Genomic DNA, 19,098 nt, shown 5'->3' with positions numbered 1-19,098 from the left:
TCACCTCAAACTTTGGTGGGTGGGTATTTCTATATAAACATTTTGGTTAAGCCCTCACAGAATGTGCAGCAATCGAGATGATAGAAACCCCATGACAAAGTATGCCACCAGACACACCTTGAAGGTGCTACCTTCGAGCGGCAAAAATTTACGAAAACGTTATTATAGCATGATTAATGCATACAGAGTTATGCAGAAGATTGTTGATGAACTGAAGAGCATTGTCAGAGAAAAGGCAGCAGAAATTGACAGAAACAATGATATGGGTGACGTGCTCGATGCTGTGAAAGAATCCGGCATCCTCGGCTTGATCATACCTGAAGAATATGGAGGGCTGGGCGGGGGTTACTATGACGCGTGCGTTGTTGCAGAAGAGCTTGCGAAAGTTTCTGCAGGTGTTGCCCACAGCATTATTGTCCACTCAATGGCTGCTGACGCGGTAAGGCTGTATGGCAGCGAGGAGCAGAAGGAAATATTCTTTCCAAAATTGCTGAAATCCATAGGCACAATAGCAATCACCGAAGGTAAGGGAGGAAGTGATGTTGCAGGTTCTGTAAGCCTGAAGGCCGAAAAGCAGGGTGATGCATACACACTCAGCGGAAGCAAGACTCTGATCACCAACGGCATGTATGCTGATGTTTTCATAGTCGTCGGAAGAACTGGTGAGGGTCCAAAAGGACTTACGGCATTCATAGCCGAAAAGAGTGAGGGGATAAAAGCCACCAGAATCGACTTGGCAGGAATGAGGGGAAGCGGGCTTGCGAGCCTGCAGTTTGACAATGTTGAGGTGCATGAAAGCAACGTTCTCGTAAAGGAGGGGGCAGGTTTGAAAGTTGCCTTAGGAACCCTCGCCCCAAATCGACTGCCTTTCTCAGCAATAGGGCTTGGCATAGCTGAAAGGTGTCTTGAGATTGCTGTTGAAAGAGCCAAAAAGAGGAAAGCATTCGGTGGAACGCTGTCAGACTTGCAGGCCGTTCAGTTCATGCTTGCAGACGTTGCGGTTGAAATAGAGGCCCTGAGGAGAACATTATATGACGCAGCGAGAAACATGAGTGATCCGGGTTATGAGGGGGCGGTTGCAAAGATACTTTCGGCGAGGGTTGCCAAGAAGGCTGCCGATGTCGCGGTTGAAGTGTTCGGTGGGCATGGGCTTCTGCGTGGCAGTAAAGCTGAGAGAGCATACAGGGATGCAAAAACCATAGAATTTGCCGAAGGGGCCACAGAAGTCATGAAACTCCTGGTTGCAAGAAAGCTGCTTGCATGAAAATTAATGAAATTAAATGAAACTAACCCAATTCATTTTTTCAGGAATATTCCTTCCGGATCCACCTTCTCCCTCAGTATCCATATCTCCTCTTCCGTGGGCGGTTCAGTCTCAATGGCTTTTGAAACGTCAATCTCAAACCCCGTGTTTTCCAGCACCTCTTCAGGGGTTAGTCCCGGATGATATGACTCGAGGTAGGGTTTTTTCGTCTTCTCCTCAAATCTTATGACGCCCATGGTGGTTATTACCGCCGAAGGACCTCCCCACTGAAGGCCCGCTCTGTTCCTTCCATCGGGGCCATCAATCCACCCGGGGCTTGTCAGATAGTCCACTTTCTCGACGAATCTCCTTTTTTCATGAGGCATGAGTATCACTGTCCTCTTACAGAGGCACGCAATATCCCCAGCACCACCACTGCCCGGAAAACGAACTGCTGGGTTGCCATAATCTCCGATACAGGTGGAGTTCACGTTTCCGAATTTATCGACCTGCGCTCCACCAATGACTCCAACATCGACCCTGCCTCTCTGGGTGAGGGAAAATATATCAAACAGTCCGGCAGCAATTCCTGCCATTCTGAAGGTTCTCGGTTCACCCACAGACATTGGAAGGTGTTCCAGTTCCGGATCCGCCGCTCCAGCCTCGAATATTATTGTGAGATCAGGAGCATGGGTGAGCTTCGCCAGCATCCCTGCGACCATTGGTATTCCAGTTCCTATGAAGGCCACCTCCCCATTTCTGAACTCCCTCGCGGTTGTAACGACCATAAGCTCGGTCAGGGTATAATCCTCCGCATACTTCTTCATGGTACTCACCTCACACCCTCTTTAACCCAGGATTGTATCCGACTTCGAAGCTTGCTCTCAGACTCTCAAGTCTATCGATACCGACCTTTCTGAGATATTCATCATGGTCCTCCACCCCCAGAACATATTTTTCGAGAAAGTCTGTGAAGCTCCCGTCATCTTTCGCCAGAGAGTGATATATTCTCAGAAATTCTGGATCATAGTCGTAGAACCTGGCACAGCTTGTGGGATGTGCACCAAACTCGACAGGGACGACTGCATCAACGAGGAATCCCGGAAGAACATTCTGTTCCGGGAATTTCCTCAGCTCTTCTGAATCGACAAGTTTCTCACAGGTTACAATCACCCTGTCCGCAGATTTTGCGATTATGTCATCTGCAAATGCCTGTCCGTAAATCCTGACGTTTCCATCTGCATCGGCAACCTGAGCATGAATCACAGCAACATCCGGGTTTACCGCTGGAAGTGCGACAACCTTCTCTCCCGTGAACGGGCATTCAATTACATCCAGCTTTTTCGATGCAATTTTTGGATCGCTCTCGCGGAATTCTCTGCTGAAGCCCTCCTTTGACAGCATGTCCGAACCGAGCATGGTTTTTGTCGGAAGGAAAGAAATGCCCATCGCACCGGCAAGAAACCTGAGCGTCATTCCAAAGTTGGAATAATCCTCCCACATGGTCTCCCTTCTCTCGACAGCTTTTCTGAATCTTGGACCGACTCTGCCAAAACCCTCATCTGCCTCGTAAGCCAGCTCTATCGCCTTTACACTGCCGGAACCTATCAAAACGTCAACACCGAAACCGGGGGAATGTCCGTAAACGTGCAGATCCTTAACTCCCTGGCGTATTATCTCATAGATGAGGGCTACTGGCATTCTGTTGAGGGTAAAACCGCCAAAAGCAATGTGATTTCCATTTCTCACAAATTTTCTGACCGCCTCTTCAAGCCCCATTACCTTATCACTCTTGCTCATCCCAACACCTCTGGAGTTCTTTATCAGAGACTCCGCAAATGGCTCATTTTTAAAAGGTTCTGCTTTTTTCAGGGATACCTTTTTGCAGATTGTGGAAAGTCTTTATTGTAGAAGCTCATAAGGAGAACTCGAGCTCCAGACCTCCAGCCTCTCAACGCCCTCTTCTCATCTTCTATGCCTCGACAGTCTCTCAACCTGCGCTGGGGGCAAAAATCAAGTCCTTCTGGGCTGTTACAGAGGTTATTGGTGACCGACCTGATTCTGGATGGGTTAAGGCTGAGCTTGGGCCGGTTGATGCTGTGCTGTGGTGGTGACATCATGGACGATGACACAAAAGCCTTAAATAAGTGCATACACTTACACAAATACTGTGACAAAGGTCATCTCCATCTCAGACGATGTTTATGACATGCTCAAATCGCTGAAAAGAGATGATGAAAGCTTCAGCGAGGTCATCAGAAGGCTGATTAGGAGATCATCAATCAAAGAGTTCTCCGGAACTCTCAGCAGGGAGACAGCCGAGGCAATACTCTCAGCGAGAAAAAGGTGAGCGTGATAAGTTGGGATGAAGAGGAACTGGAAAAGGAGATTAGGAATGCAGATAGTTTCTGACACATCTCCTCTGATTGTTCTTAAGAATAGACAATTGAAGTTAGAACAACAAATCTCTCAGGTAACTTTTATCAACCTGTGAATCAAATACAGAATCATGAAGTTCAAGGTCGTCCTTGAAGAAGCTGAAGAAGGCGGATACGTCGTTTATGTTCCTTCTCTTCCTGGATGTGTATCCCAGGGTGAAACAAGAGAAGAAGCACTTGAGAATATCAGGGAAGCTATAGAGGTTTATCTGGATATTGACGATGCAGAAATAGAGGCAGAGACCAGAGGAAAGAAGGCGGAGGTCGTTGAGGTCACTCTCTAAGGTGTTATTATTGAAACTGCCTGCTGTTTCTGGAGAAGAGACAATCAAAGCCCTGCATAAAGCAGGTTTCAGAGTTGTGAGACAGAAAGGAAGTCATGTTCGTATGGAAAAAAGGACAGATGAGGGTGTTATAAAGGTCATAGTCCCTCTCCATCACACTTTGAAAAAAGGAACTTTGCGAGTAATACTTAAGCAGGCCGGATTGAGTGTTGAGGAGTTTATCAGGCTGCTCTGATTTCCACATCTTGTTTTTATTTTATCCGTGCTGATATCCCGCTCTTGCTGTTGTAACTCCTGATCACCTCAATCTCCATTCCGGTCACAAGTCTCACCGCTTTAAACATCGCCTCGATGTGCTTGCAGACGTAGTCAATTTCCTCTGAATGCCTTGCAAAATCGGGGCATGAGCATATCCACCTGTAACCATTCCACCTGACTGCATACTGTTTTGGTTTTCCAGATGTTGAATTCAGGCTGAGAACGCTGAATTCTGACTCGCTGATTCTGGTTACAATCATCCTGAACTTTCTTTCCATGCCAATCACCACATTTCCAGAATTGTTATGCTACCACACCTGCAGCACTGCATTTTCTCGACTGCTCCTGAATCAGAATACCTTGCTTCAACAATTTCAAAGCATCCACAATTTCCGCATTTATTGCATCTGACAAACCCCATCCTGCATCACCTCATGCAGATTTCTGAAAGCCCGCTCGTTACGATGGCGGGCTGTTCTCTCAACAACAAAGCTGACAACCCTCTCGACTCTGGAAAATGCCCTGAAAAGCTCGGTGAAACTGTAGTGTTCAAGATACTCCTTCACGTTGCCCAAGGGAACTCTGTATCCGAGCAGGGTTGCTATTACTGCTGCCGAGAATTCAGCAACAACCTCCTTTGTGGATTCTGCAAGGCTGAATGAAGCGGTGAGGAGAAGAACTGCTATGAGAAAGATCATCTCGGCATTTGTGCCTGTTCCTATTCTCCATGCTGGAGGGAGAAAGCTGAATGTTGTCTCTCTGTAAGGGTAAAGGAGCATCACACCACTCGGAGTGAGCATGTCTGCAAAGATGTGGGAGAGATAGGAGATGGTCGCAACCGCATAAAGTTCAGGAAATGGAATGGGAGGCAGGGAAAGGATGAATGGGGCGTAGATGGCATGCGAGTATGTCCGGTGCTTTATTCCGGCAATGCTGTCAAAGTCTGCGAGAACTGAATACAGTGGCATCACAATCCAGAATGATTGAGAGGATGAGAGGTCAACGAGGAAGGAGATCTCGATAACCTTGATGAAGAGAAATGAGAGAATCTCTGCTGGCTCTCTTTCTCTTGCTGTCTCCGGGAGAGAGTTCAGCCAGTCTCTGAGTTTTTCCTTAGATGCCACACCTACCAGATAGGGTTTTCTTTCAACCCCAAGCATGGTTAAAACAGGAAGAAAAAAGCTTATATCTGTAGAGAGCGGACTGAAAGTTATGGTTAGGTGTAAAACCGGAGATAAGAGCGCCGCCGGCAGGATTCGAACCTGCGACCACCGGATTAACAGTCCGGCGCTCTACCAGCTAAGCTACGGCGGCTCTACCAGTGAGAGCATGGCATGGAATTTAAATTTTATCCTCGCAACATTTTTAACGGCAATCAGGTTTGAAGGGTATGATGAAGGGTTTGCTGAAAGGAGAGAGTATCGTTGTCGAAAAAGCCCAGAAATTGATTTCAAGAAATTTTGGAACCGCTAAGGGTAATTCAGCAATCCTCACTCCCGAGGAAGCAGCTTATCTCGTGTATAAGGGAACACTTGAGGTATTCTCAGATGACGAGCATATTGTGGATTTTGATCGGCTTTTCAAAATGTGTGACCCGGTAAAATACTTCGTATTCCAGGATTTGAGAGATAGAGGTGTCAGAGCCCGTTTTCTTGATTTTGGAGACTACATTCCGGTAAGCGAAAAAGATTGCTTTCCAGTTGAGGATCTCAAAGAAATGAGTGGGAAAAAACTTGCAGTTGTCGATGAGGAGGCAGATGTTACCTACTTCAAAGTTGAAGCTTTTGACGAGCATGGAAACCACCGCGAAGAGCTGAAAAAATTCAGTTCAAGGTTTTCCGGGAGTTACTTCGTTACAGAAAACACAGAGCTGTACAGAAAATACTTTTACGGAGTGCTGAAGGGGAACAGAGTGATAATGTCAATATACGAGGGGCTCTATTTAATGGACGAGGGCATAATGGAGGCTGACGTTGAGAGAGAAGAAGTGCTGGAATTCGCCAGAAAAACCATACCGGATTTCGAGAAAATATTCACAGTGTACAGAGATCTGAGAGAAAGGAGATTCATGGTAAAGACCGGCTTCAAGTTTGGCAGTGAATTCAGAGTGTATGAGCAGGTTAAAAACATCTCCGAGCTTAAACATTCGAAATACCTCGTAAAGCTGAGGAGCAATCTCAACCTCAGGGAGCTGGCAGGAGATGTCAGACTTTCAGGAGCGGTTAACAAAACACTCATATACCCGATACTCTGCAGGAACCCAGAATACATCGCAGTAAGAAGAGTCAGAATCTGAGGCGTGAAGTTGAAAAACGTTTTTATAATCCTTGAAGTGTAAATCAGGCCATGAAAAGATTCAAGGTCAGCGTTGGTGGAAATGTCTATTACGCTGAAGTTGAAAAGATATCTCCTGCACTTTTCAAGGTAAAGGTGGATGACAACATTATCGAAGTGGAGGTCGAGGAGGAAAAAATCAAGTCCGCCAAGCTGTCTCACTCGCCACAGATGAGGACGGGAGCCGTGGAAGGGGGCAACAGGGTCGTGAAGGCCATGCTCCCTGGAAATGTTACGAAGATCCTCGTTTCCGAAGGTGAAAGCGTAAACACAGGAGACGTTCTTCTAATACTGGAAGCCATGAAAATGGAAAACGAGATAACTGCTCCAGCAAACGGAAAAGTCAAGGAGATAAAGGTTTCAGAAGGACAGAGGGTCGAAACGGGACAGGTTCTGGTAGTACTGGAATGAGGGTGGCGATAACCGGCAAACCAGGCTCTGGGAAGACCACTGCATGCCTGAAGATTTACGAATCACTGAAGGACAGAATGCAAATTTCGGGTTTCATAACAAAGGAGATTCGAGAGCGTGGATTGAGAATCGGTTTTTCCATCATTGATCTTTCCACGGGAGAGGAGACGCTGCTGGCCAGAAAAGGAGAGGGGTTTCCGAGGGTGGGCAAGTACAGGGTTTTTGTCGAGAACATGGATGCGGTGGCTGAAAGGATTCAGAAGAGCTGGTCCACCTCGGATATTGTCATCATAGATGAGGTAGGACCTATGGAACTCAAGAGCAGAGAATTTGTCAGCGCAATGGAGAGGCTGCTCGAAAGCAAAACAGATCTGATTGTAACCGTCCACTACAGGTCAAATCACCCTCTGGTCATGAAAATAAAGAAAGAATTTGAAGTGGTGATATTAACCCCTGAAAACAGAAATCAGGTCGTGGAGGAGGTGCTGAAAAGAATTGATAGTTGAGGGCAGGGCAAAAATCATAGCCGAAGGGGTTTTTTACAATCCGAGAATGAAGTTCTGCAGAGATGCAGACATGGAAATTTTCAGACACCTCGACAGTAAAAGCTACCTTGATGCTCTTTCTGCCAGCGGTATCAGGGGAATCAGAGCCCATCTTGAGGCAGGGTTTGACCGGGTGGAGTTCAACGACATAAGCAGCAGTGCCGTTAAGGTTATCGAGAGAAATCTCAGCCTGAATGGCATAGAAGCTGTCGTCCACAACAGAGATGCGGCATCACTTATGCGTGAGAGGAGCTACGAGCATGTTGATCTGGATCCGTTCGGTTCTCCGTCCGAATTCATTGACTCCGCATGCAGGTCTGCTAAAAGGTACCTCAGCATTACTGCAACAGACACCTCTGCCCTCTGTGGCAGTGCATCCATTTCTGGATTGAGGAAATATTCGGCCTTCGCAGAAAAAACAGAATACTACCACGAGGTGGGTCTGAGAATGCTCATAGGAAAGGCCGTTAGAGAGATCACAAAGTACGACAGGTATGCTGAGGTTCTGATTTCCTGGGCAAGGGAACACTATTATCGAGTCCACCTGAAGACAGGTAAGTCAAGCAGAAAAGCCGGGAAAATGTATGAGAAAATCGGCTACATTCTCCACTGCAGAAAATGCAGGAACAGAATGACAATCAGCGTTTTCGACACACCTGAAAGGGCGTGTGTATGTGGAAATGAGTTCAGAATGTACGGCCCACTGTGGCTGGGAGAACTGCACAGAAGGGACTTTGTTGAAAGACTGAACAAGGAGGGGGACACAGGCAAACTTTTCTCCGCAATAGAGAACGAGATCGAGACCATTACTCACTACGACATTCACGAAATAACGAAGATACTCCAGATTTCTCCTCCGGGACTCGATGCAGTGATAGAACGGCTCAGAGATGAGGGCTACCGGGCCTCAAGAACAAGGTTCGGTGGCACAAGTTTCAAAAGCGATGCAGATATTCAAACTGTGAAGGAAATCATCTCCCGAATTCCTCGATAGCCCTGAAAATTTCCTCTCTCCGGAATCTCCTCACGACATATCTCTTCAAACCTTTTTCGTATTTCGCGGCAGTATCAATGAGCCTCAGATTCTCCAGCTTCCTGAGAATCTCATAAAACTTTGTGTACCCCATCCTCCCCTTTAGAGCCTCATAGATTTCGCTTGTAAACTTAATGTCCGAACCATAAATGAACTTCAGCACGTCCAAGTCCTCTCTGTCGAGAGCCGATATCAGCTTCCTGAAAAAGACAGTTCTGCCATCTTCAAAAACGCTTTCGGCATCTTCAAGGGAGACCGAATCCCGGGATTTTCTGTCCGCACTGATCACAGCCATTTTCAGGAGATGGATTCCAAAACGAATGTCGAGATACTCAAACGCCTTTCCTGCAATGAACTCAAGCGCCTCCTGAGAGACCCTGCCTCCAATAATCCCTGCCTCGGCTCTCTTTTTCAGAATTTCCAGCATCTCATCGAAGTCATATACCGGAAAGAGTATTTCGTCTGGGTGAAAAACAGACATTACCTTCGCATCAAACGCTGCCGAAATTTTCGCATCCGTGGATATTCCGGCTACAGCGGCTTTAAAACCCTCGTGATCCTCATGTCCTTTGAGGATCAGATAAATTATGTCGTTCATCAGTTTAGGGCTGAGAAAATTAACATCATCGAGAACGACAAAAATAACCCGGTCCTCCTCAACACCTTTTTTCAGAATGGCTGAATAAAGTTTCTGGAACGATGTGCCGGATGGTGGGAAATATCCGTAAAGAGAATCGAATATCTTGGAAAAAATCTGCTGCTTTGTCTGGTGAATCTGGCAGTTGACATACACACCTATTAGGCTGGGCGGGGCTTCCTTCAGAATATACTTCATCACCGTGGTCTTGCCGGTGGCAGGCGGCCCCAGACAGAGCATGTTGAAGGGACGGCTTTTCTGCTCGGCCGGCTTCAGATTGAAAGCTATCCTTTCGATCTGACCATCCCTGAAGAGAATTTCTTCCGGAACGTAATCCTCGTCAAAAACCTCGTATCTTATAATCATCTAATTCCCCTTGCATGTGAAATTACGTGCTTGGCTATGGAAACCACAATCTCCATCCCGAGCCTCACAGCGTTTTTTGAGCCAGGCAGGCAGAATACTGCTTTTCCCCCGATAATTCCGGCAGTTGTCCTGCTCAGAATTGCACTATATCCGATTTCCTTGTAGCTCTCGATTCTGAATATCTCGCCAAAACCATCAAGCCTCTTATCAAAGAGGGGTTCGATCGCCTCCACAGTAACGTCTCTGGGGTTCAGACCGGTGCCACCCGTAATTATGACCAGATCCTCCTCGCTTTCAACAACAGCCTTCCTTATCTCCGCAGCGTCATCCGGAACAAGAACATAGCTCCTTGCCCTGTCTCCGAGGACTTCGGCAATCAACCTTCCCGACCCATCATCCTCGGGGATGTTCTCAATGCCCTCAATCCTGCCGTATTTCTCAAACCTCGAAGTTGAGACGGTTATGATTCTGGCAGTGTAACTCTCAACTGCCTCGTGCCTGTGCATCAGAACCACCTGTCCAGGGTTGATTGAGTTGCGGATAGATTCTCCTGGATCTTCTCAACAGCCTTCTCAACCCTGTCTCTGCTGAAATCGTGCTCCTCACACAGAAATTCAATCACTCCGTCAACGTCGGGCTGTCCAAATGAGATGTCGTAGCTGTCCGTCACGGGCGGGTTCAGGAAAAAGTCCCGAATCTCCTCAAGATTGTCAATACTCGCCTTCAGCATTTTCAGCGTTCTGAAAATGTCGCCATACATCTTGATATACTTGAGGGCCTTCTTGGCTCCAACACCCTTAACCCCATCATTGTAATCTGTACCCACCAGCAGCGCAATATCCACAAGCTGTTCTCTGCTTATACCGAGTTCTCCGAGGTTCTTTTCAAGATAGATTACCTCAGGTCTAACATCCACATAAACGCTCCTTCCGGGCAGTTTCCTCCTGCCCGTTATTGTGAGATTCCTCGCCAAAGCCGGAGATCCGAAGAGGAGCGAGTCATAATCCTGACTGCCGGTAAAGTCCACATCGCCTTTTGCAGTCATGTAAGCGGCCTGAGCCTCCCCTTCACTCGGAGCATCAACGCAGGGGATTCCCAGCAATTCGAGCAACCTTTTCGAAGATGTGATTATGTACTCATCAACCCTCGCAGCCATCATTGCGTATTTCTTTGCCTCCTCTCCCCTCTCAAGAGCAGTAGCCCACTTTTCTTCAGCCTCAATTTTTCTTTCAATCCTTTCCTTGATCTCTTTCTCTTTGAATTCTGGTGGTTTGCCGTCAAATACATAAACGGGCCTTATACCGTTCTCTATCAAACTGGCGTTTCTGTAGAGAAGCCCTGAAAAGTGGGATGTTATTCTCCCCTGCGAATCCTTAAGCGGGGTACCGTCCGGTTGACGAATGGTCGTTATGAACTGATAGATTGTGTTGAAGGCATCTATGGCGATTTTTCTTCCTGAAAAGGATTCAAGTTCAACCACATCTCTTTTAAGGATGTCGCCAATATCCGCACCCATACACTCAGACCTGTACTCGAAAATAAATAACCTTACCTGTAAAGCCTTCTCTCAATCTTGTCAAGCCTGTCATCAATTGAATCCAAATAGGCCCTCATTTTACCCTCTATTTTCTCTTCTAGATCTGCAGAGTTTATGGCCACCGTCCTCTTTACGCTCTCGAACTCTTCCTTCATTTTTTCCATCCTGTATTCCATGCTAATCAGAAGCAGGCCAAGAGAGAGTGTTAGGAGAAACGCTGAGAAAATCACGATAGCATCCACGTTATCATAGAGAGACAGCCATTTCCATGTCAATATCACTGCAGAGATTATCATTACAGCGGCAAAAGCAACGTCCCTTTCCATTTCCATCCCCCAGAAAGTATAATGGATTCTCATATTTATATTTTTACGGTAAAGTCCCGCAAGCTTTCGCTGCCTCGACTCATTTCGGTGAAGACAATGGAAACAGTTAATTAGTTTAAAAAAGTAGATTCTGCAGGATTGTGTCCGGTGGCAGAGTGGGATCAACCCCGAAATTGCAAAGCGTCCACCGCAGGAGGTAGATCGAAATGACACACTCAATCATGATATCATCTCTGGAAGAGCATTCTGGAAAGAGCGCCCTGATAATAGCCTTTGGGAAGATTCTGCAGGAGGAAGGTTACGAAATAGGATACTTCAAGCCATTTGCCGTAAACCCCGTAAAAAAAGAAGGAGAGATTGTTGATGAAGACGCTACCGTAACCGCCCAGCAGCTCGGAATGGACGAGGACGTTGTCGGGCTGATGCTGGACAGGCCCTACGTGGAATACATACTTAGCGCAGAACCTTCAGAAATAAGGGGGAAAATTTCCGAGAAGTATGCAGAAATCTCGAGAGGAAAGGACGTTGTATTTGTGGAGGGCTCGGCAGACTACAAGACGGGTAGAGCAATTGGGCTTGGAGATTTTACCGTAGCCAGACTTATTGCCCCAAAGGTCCTGATGGTCGCAAGATATCGAGACGATTTCATTATCGATAAACTGCTTAACTCAAAGGACGTTTTCGGAGCGATGCTGGAAAAGGTTATAATCAACAGACTCACCGGCTACAAGCTCTCCTACGCTCAGGCCGTGGCATCCAGGGTTATAGAGTCTGCAGGAATGGATGTTCTGGGAGTCATTCCGCATGATCCTCTGCTCGCAGGGGTGTTCGTCAGCGATTTAAGGGAAAAGCTTGGCGGAGAGTTCATCGTGAAGCCCGAGAAGGACACAATAATCGAACATCTGGTTATCGGAGCAATGTCTCCCTCATCAGCTCTCAGATACTTCAGAGATGTTAAAAACGCCGTTCTGATCACAGGTGGAGATAGGAACGACCTTCTTGAGGTTGCCCTCAGCGTACCGAGTATAAAATGCATAGTACTGACTGGCAATCTTGAACCAAACAGAGCAATAATCAGGCGTGCGGAGGAAAAAGAAGTTCCTGTAATACTGGTGAGCGAAGATACCCTGACAGCCACAATCAGGATCGAGGAAATTTTCAGGAAAGCGAGGGTTACTGGCGAGATCAAGGCGCAGAGGATCAAAACGCTTGTGAAGAACCACATTAAAATAGAAGAACTGAAAAAATACTTAGGACTGCAAGATGCTTAAAATTATAGCCTCGACCTCTCCAAGCCTATCCTTTATCGACAGGATATCGTGATGGTCAAGTTCTCCTTTCCTGTCAAGTGCCGCATCGACAAACATGCCCTCGCTCACGACGTTTCCAAACTGTCTTGGAGGGAGGTGGCTCACAACCGCATACCTTCCGCTCCTGAATACCTCGGAATTCGTTACAATGTCCATTTTAAATCCGCAGTCAACATTGCACAGCCACAGATTTTCCGAAAGCTGAGTTACTGAAATAATCTCTCCCGAAAAATACCTGATCGCCTCATAAGCCTTCTGGATTTCCCCCCTCTTAAGAAGGGACGGGAGAAAAACCAGGTATTCGAGCCAGTATCTGGATGTAAAGTAGTGAAAGTCCCTTTCAGCCGAGGTGATGGCCTCCAGAATCTCACCCGCAGACCGGGAAATTTTAACAGTTGTTTCATACTCTGCCAGTTCCTCAAAGGGCATGTAAGAATATTTTATTATCTGAACATCACTTTTCAGTTCCTGAATTTTCTTAACGAGCTCTTTCCTCCTCTGAACCCTGACATTATTCAGGGATTTTTCAAGCTCTGAAAAAGCCTTTTCAGCGAGCCTAATTCTGATGTCGTTCGCCGTGTCCATATAACCACCTCAGGGCTTCCTGCCCGAAATTATCACAACAAGTTTATCCCAGAAAAAGTAAGGGCCCATTTCAACGAACCTTATATCCTCAAGTCCAGCTTTCTGCATCCACAGTATCATCTGCTGCGTAGAGGGAAAAAGCATGATCCCTTCAGCAAATCTCCTCACAAGAGGGTTTTCAGGCTTTCTTGGAGCCAGTATTACCACCCTGCCACCTTTTTTTGTTACCCTCGCCATTTCTTTAATTCCCTCAGCAGGATGCGGCCAGTACTCTATGCTCCCGGCCGAAATAGATGCGTCGAAAACACCATCCTCAAAAGGCAGATTCTCAGCATCCCCTCTTATGAAGCTTGATCCGGGATACCTTGCTATCGCCTTTGCCATCTGTTCAGGGGTCAGGTCGACCGCAACAACGTTGCTCTCCCCAACCCTCCTCACAATCTCCTGTGTCGTAAAGCCCGTTCCGCAACCAACCTCAAGGACAAGATCGCCCTTCGCAACCCTAGCCATGTCAACAACGGTTTTTCTCATCTCGTCCGAGTAAAAAAACGGATTTACGAAATCATATATTTTTGAAAAATATTTGTAAAAGGTTCTTGCCCTTTTCTTATCCTCAAGAATCCCCATAATTTACTCCTGCTGGCTCTTGAAATATTCCTCCAGAGGAACCTTTCCGTGCTTGACAACCTTCATGTTTATCTGGACGATGTCCCTCGTTATCACTCTGCCCCTGACCATCTTTTTCTTTCTGATACCTCTTTCCCTCGGCCTGTATCCCACGCCTCCTGAAAGCAGGATTCTTTTTCTGACAGGGCCTGGGATGTCAGGTCTTATCGGGAATCCGTCCTTATCGCTCCCTCCTGTAATAACAAGTTCATAATCGGGAGGAAGCTCAACAAGGGTTCCGTTTATTGAATCGCCAACTTCCTTACCGATCAGCTTGTTTGCATTTGCACCGCTAATTACCTTCTGATACGCTCTTCCGGTTGAAGGATCTGAAATCACGACTTTAAACTCCATCTTTCATCACCCCATCTGACTTTTACCTTTTTGAGAGGTTATTGCAAGAGATTGAAGCTTCTGAAATGAAGATGTTAATATACATTACGTCTCACCGCCCGAACTCACTTCCCCCAGAATCGGTTTTCTTTCCTCTTTATCTCAAGGAACTCATTCAGGGCCATCTTTGTCCCCTCACTCAGCGTGTCCACAAGCTCCCTCTCAATGATCCTCGCATGCCTTTCAGGTACATCAACATAGAGGACCTCATCACCCTCTATCTGTCTGCCAACAGTGACTCCATCTATCGCAACCGCCACTTCATCCCCTTCCTTCGCTACACTGATGTATTCGCCCATTTTCTGCATGCTCCGCACAAAACCCACGGGAGAACCATCTGGCTTTATCAGCTTCACATCCTTTCTGAGTTCCCCTCCAAGGACCTTCACACCAATTACTGCGGGTTTGCTCCTCCTGAATATGTAGTTCTTGAGCAACTGAATCTTGCCTGGCATGATGAGGGACTCAATCTTCTGCTTCTCTCTCTTTCGTTTCTCCTCCTCCCTCCACTGGGTGAAATTATCAATCAGGCTATAGATGATCTGGTCCGTGAAAATCCTGACATCGTATTTCTGAGCTTCTTCCTCTATTCCAGGAAGAAGTTTCACGTTGAAGCCAATTATGACTCTGTTCAGCTCATCCCTGTTGGCTGATGCTTCAATCACGTCCTTCTTAGTTACATCGCCCACCTGAGCTTTTTTTATCGGAATTCCAAGCTCCCTGAACTCGTTGATCAGCGCCTCAAGCGAACCCAGAGTGTCAGTCCTTATTATTATTCCCTCATCGTCAGTCTCAATCGTTATCTCCTGATACTCCTTCTGTATCCTTTCTTCAAATGTCCTTATGTCCTCATCGCCCTCAACAGTCTCGAATTCACTACCTGCAAGGACGTTCTCAATGTCTGGAGCCACAACCTTGATTCCTGCCGCCGCAGTAACGCTCTCAACGCTTTTGAACCTGCTCTCAAGTCTCATTTCCTTTGCAGGCCTGGGCCGGAAAATACCCCTCACGTGCGTGACAATGACTCCTTCAATTCCACCGATCACAATCCTGTCGCCTACATGCAGGGTTCCATCGTAGAGGATGGCATCGAAGGTCAATCCAAGACCCTTTTCCTCCTTCACTTCCAGAACCGTGCCCCTTGCCTTCCCCCCCACATGAAGCCTGAGATTGCTTTCGAGGTACCTCTGAGCCAAGCCGGTGAGGAGCAGAAGAAGCTCGGGAATGCCTTCACCGGTCATTGCAGATATTGGCACTATTGCAACATTCTTCGTGAAATCCCTTATTCTGTCAAACCTGTCTGCCGAGAAACCACGCTGATACAGCTCACCGATAAGCTCGTAAATTTTGTTATCCAGCCTCTGCTTCACAACATCGTCCTGCATGGAGTAACTCTTCATGAACGGAGATCCATCCTGGCTCTTCCATCCCGGAACCTTGTCAATCTTGTTCGCCGCAACAATGAACGGAGTTTTGAATGTCTTGAGGATCATCAGAGCCTCTTCTGTCTGCGGTTTAAAGCCTTCGTTTATATCAATTATCAAAATCGCAAGATCAGCTAACGCCCCCCCTCTCTTCCTCAGATTTGTGAATGCCTTGTGGCCGGGAGTGTCAATAAACAACAGTCCAGGAATGACCACATTGGCATTCCAGACCTCCCTGCAGATGTCCTTGATGACCGTAAGGGGGACCTCTGTGGCCCCTATGTGCTGGGTTATTCCTCCCGCTTCTTTTGCAGTAACGTTGCTCCTTCTGATTCTGTCAAGTAGGGTTGTTTTACCGTGATCCACGTGTCCGAGGACTGCAACAATCGGCGTTCTCAGCTGCTTCATTTTTCGTAAACCCAGTCTTCATCGACTTTTGCGTAATCGAAAATCTCATCCGGTTTAAAGAAGAGGCTGATTTCCCTCTCCGCAGACTGCAATGAGTCCGAGGCATGAACAACGTTTCTTCCAGTATCCATTGCAAGATCTCCCCTCACAGTACCGGGAGCAGCCTCAGCAGGATTGGTCTTGCCAATCATCGTCCTCACAACGCTCACAGCACTCCTTCCCTCAACTACCATTGCAACTACAGGTCCGGAGGTGATATAATCAATAAGAGCATTGAAAAATGGTTTTTCCTTATGCTCTGCATAGTGCTGTTCTGCAAGCTCCCTGCCGATCCAGAGCATTTTCATTGCGACAATTTTCAGGCCTTTCCTCTCAAACCGAGATATGATCTCCCCCGCCAGTCCCCTCTGGACGCCATCGGGCTTGATCATGACAAAGGTCCGTTCCATAATTACTGACCTCCCTTGACGTAGTATTTCGTCCATTTAACCCTTCTCGGGTTTCTTCCCAGTTTGACCATGTTTTTCTCGCACTTTCTTGAGCAGAAATGAAGGATTCTGCCGTCCCTTCTCACATAGATCTTGCCCGTTCCTGGTTCAATTTCCTCACCACAGAAAGAGCATATTCTCTTTTCAAGCACCAATGTTACCACCTCACTTAACCGCCAGCTTCCTTGCCTCTCTCGCAGTCTCCTTGATCATGAGGATATCTCCAACCCTTACAGGCCCGAATACGTTCCTCGTTATGATTCTGCCCTTGTTATCTCCTCCAAGAACCCTCACCTTCACCTGAGTAGCCTCACCGTGCATTCCTGTCCTGCCCACTATCTCAACAACCTCAGCTGGTTGAATATCTTCATCTTCCGCCATAACCCTTCACCTCAAAAAAGAGATATTTATTTTTTGAGTCCGTTAACTTTTGTAACAATATCCTCAAGCTCTTTCTTTGCCTCTCCTTCGCTGAGGATTGCTGCCGCAGCACATGCGACCTGGATTCCGGCTGCGTTTCCAAGGTCTTCCTTGCTCTTCACATAAATGTAGGGAATGTTCTTCTCCTCGCAGAGAAGAGGCAGATGGGCCACAACCTCAGGTGGATCCACATCCATCGCAATATACACAAGCTTTGCAAGCCCCCTCTCCACGGATTTCGTCGTTTCATTTGTCCCTTTCTTTACCTTTCCCGTCTCTCTTACCTTCTGCAGCAGTACAAGCGCTTCATTCTGCAATTCCTCAGGAACATCAAACCTGACATACACCATCTTCATGCACCTCCTTCACATGTGTTCATCATTCATCGGCTCTTCGCCTCTTTGCCGTGAGGATATAAATCTTTTTGCCAGAATTCCGGGTGGATTTATAAAGACTTTGGCAGGTAAATGCTGCCGGAGACATGGAGATGGATTTTAAAAACATTAAACATGAGAAACACAGAGTGAGGTAGAAGATCCGGAACGAAATGCCTGAGAAGAGGATGACCGGATCTCTCTGCCCCCCATTACGGCAGAATACCGAACATTATTGAGCTGAGCAATGTGTCGAATGGCCTGGAACGATAATGAACGGAAAAAAGCCGGAACGGTGAAGGTAAATCAGGATTGCCCCGGTCTCCAATAACATTTCGCTCTATTACACAGCCACCCCCTCAGAGGCGTCAAATTGCCAATCTTGATGGGTGAAAATTCACATTTTCAATCCTAGTACTCAGAAATCAATACTTCAAAAGTTTTAAATCATTAATCGAATAATTAAATTACATGAGTTCCATCAGCGAGAGGATGGTTGAGGCATTAAACGAGCAGCTCAACTGGGAGCTGTACTCTGCATACATTTACCTCTCCATGGCAGCATACTTCGATTCTATCGAGCTAAAGGGTTTTGCCAACTGGATGAGAGTCCAGTGGCAGGAGGAGATAACACACGCAATGAGATTTTACGACTACATCAACGAGAGAGGAGGGAGAGTGAAGCTGCACGCAATTCAGGAGCCAAAAGCTGAGTGGTCTTCTCCACTCGAAGCTTTTGAGGAGGCGTACAATCACGAGGTCGGTGTAACCAAGAGAATCCACAATCTGATCGACCTCGCCCTTTCAGAAAAGGATTATGCAACGTACAACATGCTTCAGTGGTTTGTGGCTGAGCAGGTGGAAGAAGAGGCTTCGACAAGCGAAATTGTCGGTAAGCTCCGCATTATAGGAGAGGATAAACACGCTCTTCTCATGCTCGATCAGGAACTTGGAAAGAGACGGTTCAATCCTCCGGCGGATGGACAGGAGGTTTAAAAGTTTGAGTTTTAAGAACGAGGTGATAAGGCATGTCTGAAACTTTAAAGAATTTGATTAAGGCATTCATAGGAGAGAGCATGGCAAGAAACAGGTACACGTTCTACGCAAAGGTCGCCAAGGATGAGGGTTACGTGTTCCTGCAGAAGGTATTTCTCGAAACTGCCGAAAACGAAAAGGAGCATGCCGAGAATCTTCTCAAATACATACAGCAGCTGAGAGGAGATGCCGAATCCCTGACGGTTGAAGCCGAAGCTCCACTCGTCTGGGGAACCACGGTGGAAAATCTGAAAACAGCCATAGCCGGAGAACACCACGAAAATTCCGTGATGTATCCCGAATTTGCAGATGTGGCGGAGAAGGAAGGGTATTCCGATATAGCAGAAAGACTGAAAGCCATTGGAAAGGCAGAGGAGCATCACGAAAAAAGATACAGAAGACTCCTCGAAGAGATTGAGAGAGGTACGTTTTTCAGGAGAGACGAGGAAACAGCATGGATCTGCCTCGAATGCGGATATATCCATTACGGGACTGAGCCGCCAGAAGAGTGTCCAAGCTGCGGACATTCGAGGGCATATTACGTGGCAAAGGACCTGCTATCCCTTTAATTTTTTACACATAC

At 46.9% G+C, this 19,098-nt stretch carries 29 protein-coding genes and 1 tRNA gene; 12 read left to right on the top strand and 18 right to left on the bottom strand.

Annotated elements, in window-relative coordinates; all coding sequences use genetic code 11:
- Positions 1-190 precede the first annotated feature (190 nt).
- Positions 191-1,264: an acyl-CoA dehydrogenase family protein gene (locus tag LPQ35_RS04310; protein ID WP_193807998.1), complete on the top strand. Its 1,074-nt coding sequence runs from the start codon at positions 191-193 to the stop codon at positions 1,262-1,264.
- A 32-nt stretch (positions 1,265-1,296) separates the two neighbouring features.
- On the opposite strand, the gene LPQ35_RS04305 is transcribed toward LPQ35_RS04310, so the two are convergent.
- Positions 1,297-2,070, bottom strand: coding sequence for a CoA-transferase (locus tag LPQ35_RS04305; RefSeq protein ID WP_193807999.1), 774 nt, complete (start codon positions 2,068-2,070; stop codon positions 1,297-1,299).
- 10 nt (positions 2,071-2,080) lie between these two features.
- Entirely contained in the window at positions 2,081-3,043 is a 963-nt protein-coding gene (locus LPQ35_RS04300) for a CoA transferase subunit A (protein WP_193808000.1), read from the bottom strand.
- 89 nt (positions 3,044-3,132) lie between these two features.
- Between LPQ35_RS04300 and LPQ35_RS04295 the strand changes: the two genes are divergently transcribed.
- From LPQ35_RS04295 to LPQ35_RS04280, 4 genes are all read left to right on the top strand, one after another.
- Entirely contained in the window at positions 3,133-3,357 is a 225-nt protein-coding gene (locus LPQ35_RS04295; RefSeq protein ID WP_193808001.1) for a hypothetical protein, read from the top strand.
- A 56-nt stretch (positions 3,358-3,413) separates the two neighbouring features.
- The gene (locus LPQ35_RS04290; RefSeq protein WP_193808002.1) at positions 3,414-3,593 is read left to right on the top strand and encodes a DUF7557 family protein; all 180 of its coding nucleotides are present in this window, start codon (positions 3,414-3,416) and stop codon (positions 3,591-3,593) included.
- A 159-nt stretch (positions 3,594-3,752) separates the two neighbouring features.
- Positions 3,753-3,965: a type II toxin-antitoxin system HicB family antitoxin gene (locus LPQ35_RS04285; RefSeq protein WP_193808003.1), complete on the top strand. Its 213-nt coding sequence runs from the start codon at positions 3,753-3,755 to the stop codon at positions 3,963-3,965.
- A gap of 10 nt (positions 3,966-3,975) precedes the next feature.
- Positions 3,976-4,200 carry a type II toxin-antitoxin system HicA family toxin gene (locus tag LPQ35_RS04280; protein ID WP_193808004.1) on the top strand — a complete coding sequence of 75 codons (225 nt, stop codon included), beginning with the start codon at positions 3,976-3,978 and terminating at the stop codon, positions 4,198-4,200.
- 16 nt (positions 4,201-4,216) lie between these two features.
- On the opposite strand, the gene LPQ35_RS04275 is transcribed toward LPQ35_RS04280, so the two are convergent.
- The 4 genes from LPQ35_RS04275 to LPQ35_RS04260 all read right to left on the bottom strand — a co-directional run bounded on the left by LPQ35_RS04275 (position 4,217) and on the right by LPQ35_RS04260 (position 5,537).
- Positions 4,217-4,501, bottom strand: coding sequence for a hypothetical protein (locus tag LPQ35_RS04275; RefSeq protein ID WP_193808005.1), 285 nt, complete (start codon positions 4,499-4,501; stop codon positions 4,217-4,219).
- 5 nt (positions 4,502-4,506) lie between these two features.
- Entirely contained in the window at positions 4,507-4,644 is a 138-nt protein-coding gene (locus tag LPQ35_RS04270) for a hypothetical protein (RefSeq protein WP_193808006.1), read from the bottom strand.
- Positions 4,622-5,383, bottom strand: coding sequence for a metal-dependent hydrolase (locus tag LPQ35_RS04265; RefSeq protein WP_203219016.1), 762 nt, complete (start codon positions 5,381-5,383; stop codon positions 4,622-4,624). The genes LPQ35_RS04270 and LPQ35_RS04265 overlap by 23 nt, the downstream gene beginning before the upstream one ends.
- A gap of 81 nt (positions 5,384-5,464) precedes the next feature.
- Positions 5,465-5,537 (bottom strand) — tRNA-Asn (locus LPQ35_RS04260).
- Between the two features lie 79 nt (positions 5,538-5,616).
- Between LPQ35_RS04260 and endA the strand changes: the two genes are divergently transcribed.
- From endA to LPQ35_RS04240, 4 genes are read left to right on the top strand one after another with little or no spacing between them, the layout of a single operon-like run.
- On the top strand, positions 5,617-6,519 hold the full coding sequence (gene endA / locus LPQ35_RS04255) for a tRNA-intron lyase (RefSeq protein ID WP_193808007.1): 903 nt from the start codon (positions 5,617-5,619) through the stop codon (positions 6,517-6,519).
- A gap of 50 nt (positions 6,520-6,569) precedes the next feature.
- A complete protein-coding gene (locus LPQ35_RS04250) occupies positions 6,570-6,968 on the top strand; it encodes a biotin/lipoyl-containing protein (protein ID WP_193808008.1) in 399 nt (132 codons plus the stop codon).
- The gene (locus tag LPQ35_RS04245; RefSeq protein ID WP_193808009.1) at positions 6,965-7,474 is read left to right on the top strand and encodes an NTPase; all 510 of its coding nucleotides are present in this window, start codon (positions 6,965-6,967) and stop codon (positions 7,472-7,474) included. Before LPQ35_RS04250 ends, LPQ35_RS04245 begins: the two co-directional genes overlap by 4 nt.
- Positions 7,464-8,507 carry a tRNA (guanine(10)-N(2))-dimethyltransferase gene (locus LPQ35_RS04240; RefSeq protein WP_193808010.1) on the top strand — a complete coding sequence of 348 codons (1,044 nt, stop codon included), beginning with the start codon at positions 7,464-7,466 and terminating at the stop codon, positions 8,505-8,507. The genes LPQ35_RS04245 and LPQ35_RS04240 overlap by 11 nt, the downstream gene beginning before the upstream one ends.
- Here LPQ35_RS04240 and LPQ35_RS04235 read toward each other — a convergent pair.
- From LPQ35_RS04235 to LPQ35_RS04220, 4 genes are read right to left on the bottom strand one after another with little or no spacing between them, the layout of a single operon-like run.
- Positions 8,485-9,549: an AAA family ATPase gene (locus tag LPQ35_RS04235; RefSeq protein ID WP_193808011.1), complete on the bottom strand. Its 1,065-nt coding sequence runs from the start codon at positions 9,547-9,549 to the stop codon at positions 8,485-8,487. The two genes, LPQ35_RS04240 and LPQ35_RS04235, sit on opposite strands and share 23 nt — an antisense overlap.
- Positions 9,546-10,055 (bottom strand): molybdenum cofactor synthesis domain-containing protein, encoded by a 510-nt coding sequence (locus tag LPQ35_RS04230; RefSeq protein ID WP_193808012.1) that lies wholly within the window; start codon positions 10,053-10,055, stop codon positions 9,546-9,548. Before LPQ35_RS04230 ends, LPQ35_RS04235 begins: the two co-directional genes overlap by 4 nt.
- A complete protein-coding gene (gene fen / locus LPQ35_RS04225; protein WP_193808013.1) occupies positions 10,055-11,065 on the bottom strand; it encodes a flap endonuclease-1 in 1,011 nt (336 codons plus the stop codon). The genes LPQ35_RS04230 and fen overlap by 1 nt, the downstream gene beginning before the upstream one ends.
- Positions 11,066-11,097: 32 nt before the next feature.
- Positions 11,098-11,418, bottom strand: a complete 321-nt coding sequence (locus tag LPQ35_RS04220; protein ID WP_193808014.1) for a hypothetical protein — start codon at positions 11,416-11,418, stop codon at positions 11,098-11,100.
- Between the two features lie 200 nt (positions 11,419-11,618).
- Between LPQ35_RS04220 and LPQ35_RS04215 the strand changes: the two genes are divergently transcribed.
- Complete coding sequence (locus LPQ35_RS04215; protein WP_193808015.1) at positions 11,619-12,683, top strand: DRTGG domain-containing protein; 1,065 nt, start codon at positions 11,619-11,621, stop codon at positions 12,681-12,683.
- On the opposite strand, the gene LPQ35_RS04210 is transcribed toward LPQ35_RS04215, so the two are convergent.
- From LPQ35_RS04210 to rpl7ae, 8 genes are all read right to left on the bottom strand, one after another.
- Positions 12,663-13,307, bottom strand: coding sequence for an RNA-binding protein (locus tag LPQ35_RS04210; RefSeq protein WP_193808016.1), 645 nt, complete (start codon positions 13,305-13,307; stop codon positions 12,663-12,665). The two genes, LPQ35_RS04215 and LPQ35_RS04210, sit on opposite strands and share 21 nt — an antisense overlap.
- Before the next feature lie 9 nt (positions 13,308-13,316).
- On the bottom strand, positions 13,317-13,934 hold the full coding sequence (locus tag LPQ35_RS04205; protein WP_193808017.1) for a methyltransferase domain-containing protein: 618 nt from the start codon (positions 13,932-13,934) through the stop codon (positions 13,317-13,319).
- A 3-nt stretch (positions 13,935-13,937) separates the two neighbouring features.
- Complete coding sequence (locus LPQ35_RS04200) at positions 13,938-14,327, bottom strand: 30S ribosomal protein S6e (RefSeq protein WP_048092135.1); 390 nt, start codon at positions 14,325-14,327, stop codon at positions 13,938-13,940.
- A 104-nt stretch (positions 14,328-14,431) separates the two neighbouring features.
- Entirely contained in the window at positions 14,432-16,198 is a 1,767-nt protein-coding gene (gene infB / locus LPQ35_RS04195; RefSeq protein ID WP_193808018.1) for a translation initiation factor IF-2, read from the bottom strand.
- On the bottom strand, positions 16,195-16,647 hold the full coding sequence (gene ndk / locus LPQ35_RS04190; protein WP_193808019.1) for a nucleoside-diphosphate kinase: 453 nt from the start codon (positions 16,645-16,647) through the stop codon (positions 16,195-16,197). The genes infB and ndk overlap by 4 nt, the downstream gene beginning before the upstream one ends.
- Before the next feature lie 2 nt (positions 16,648-16,649).
- Positions 16,650-16,838 carry a 50S ribosomal protein L24e gene (locus LPQ35_RS04185; RefSeq protein WP_193808020.1) on the bottom strand — a complete coding sequence of 63 codons (189 nt, stop codon included), beginning with the start codon at positions 16,836-16,838 and terminating at the stop codon, positions 16,650-16,652.
- Positions 16,839-16,851: 13 nt separating this feature from the next.
- Positions 16,852-17,067 carry a 30S ribosomal protein S28e gene (locus LPQ35_RS04180; protein WP_193808021.1) on the bottom strand — a complete coding sequence of 72 codons (216 nt, stop codon included), beginning with the start codon at positions 17,065-17,067 and terminating at the stop codon, positions 16,852-16,854.
- Between the two features lie 26 nt (positions 17,068-17,093).
- Complete coding sequence (rpl7ae, locus tag LPQ35_RS04175; RefSeq protein ID WP_048093742.1) at positions 17,094-17,456, bottom strand: 50S ribosomal protein L7Ae; 363 nt, start codon at positions 17,454-17,456, stop codon at positions 17,094-17,096.
- Positions 17,457-17,951: 495 nt separating this feature from the next.
- On the opposite strand from rpl7ae, the gene LPQ35_RS04170 reads away from it, so the two are divergent.
- Together LPQ35_RS04170 and rbr are read left to right on the top strand one after the other, a co-directional pair.
- A complete protein-coding gene (locus tag LPQ35_RS04170; RefSeq protein WP_193808022.1) occupies positions 17,952-18,476 on the top strand; it encodes a ferritin-like domain-containing protein in 525 nt (174 codons plus the stop codon).
- Positions 18,477-18,508: 32 nt separating this feature from the next.
- On the top strand, positions 18,509-19,084 hold the full coding sequence (rbr, locus tag LPQ35_RS04165; RefSeq protein ID WP_193808023.1) for a rubrerythrin: 576 nt from the start codon (positions 18,509-18,511) through the stop codon (positions 19,082-19,084).
- Positions 19,085-19,098 lie beyond the last annotated feature (14 nt).

This window comes from Geoglobus acetivorans (assembly GCF_039641995.1).
Lineage (GTDB): Archaea > Halobacteriota > Archaeoglobi > Archaeoglobales > Archaeoglobaceae > Geoglobus > Geoglobus acetivorans.
This window is presented reverse-complemented; position numbering and strand designations above follow the sequence as displayed.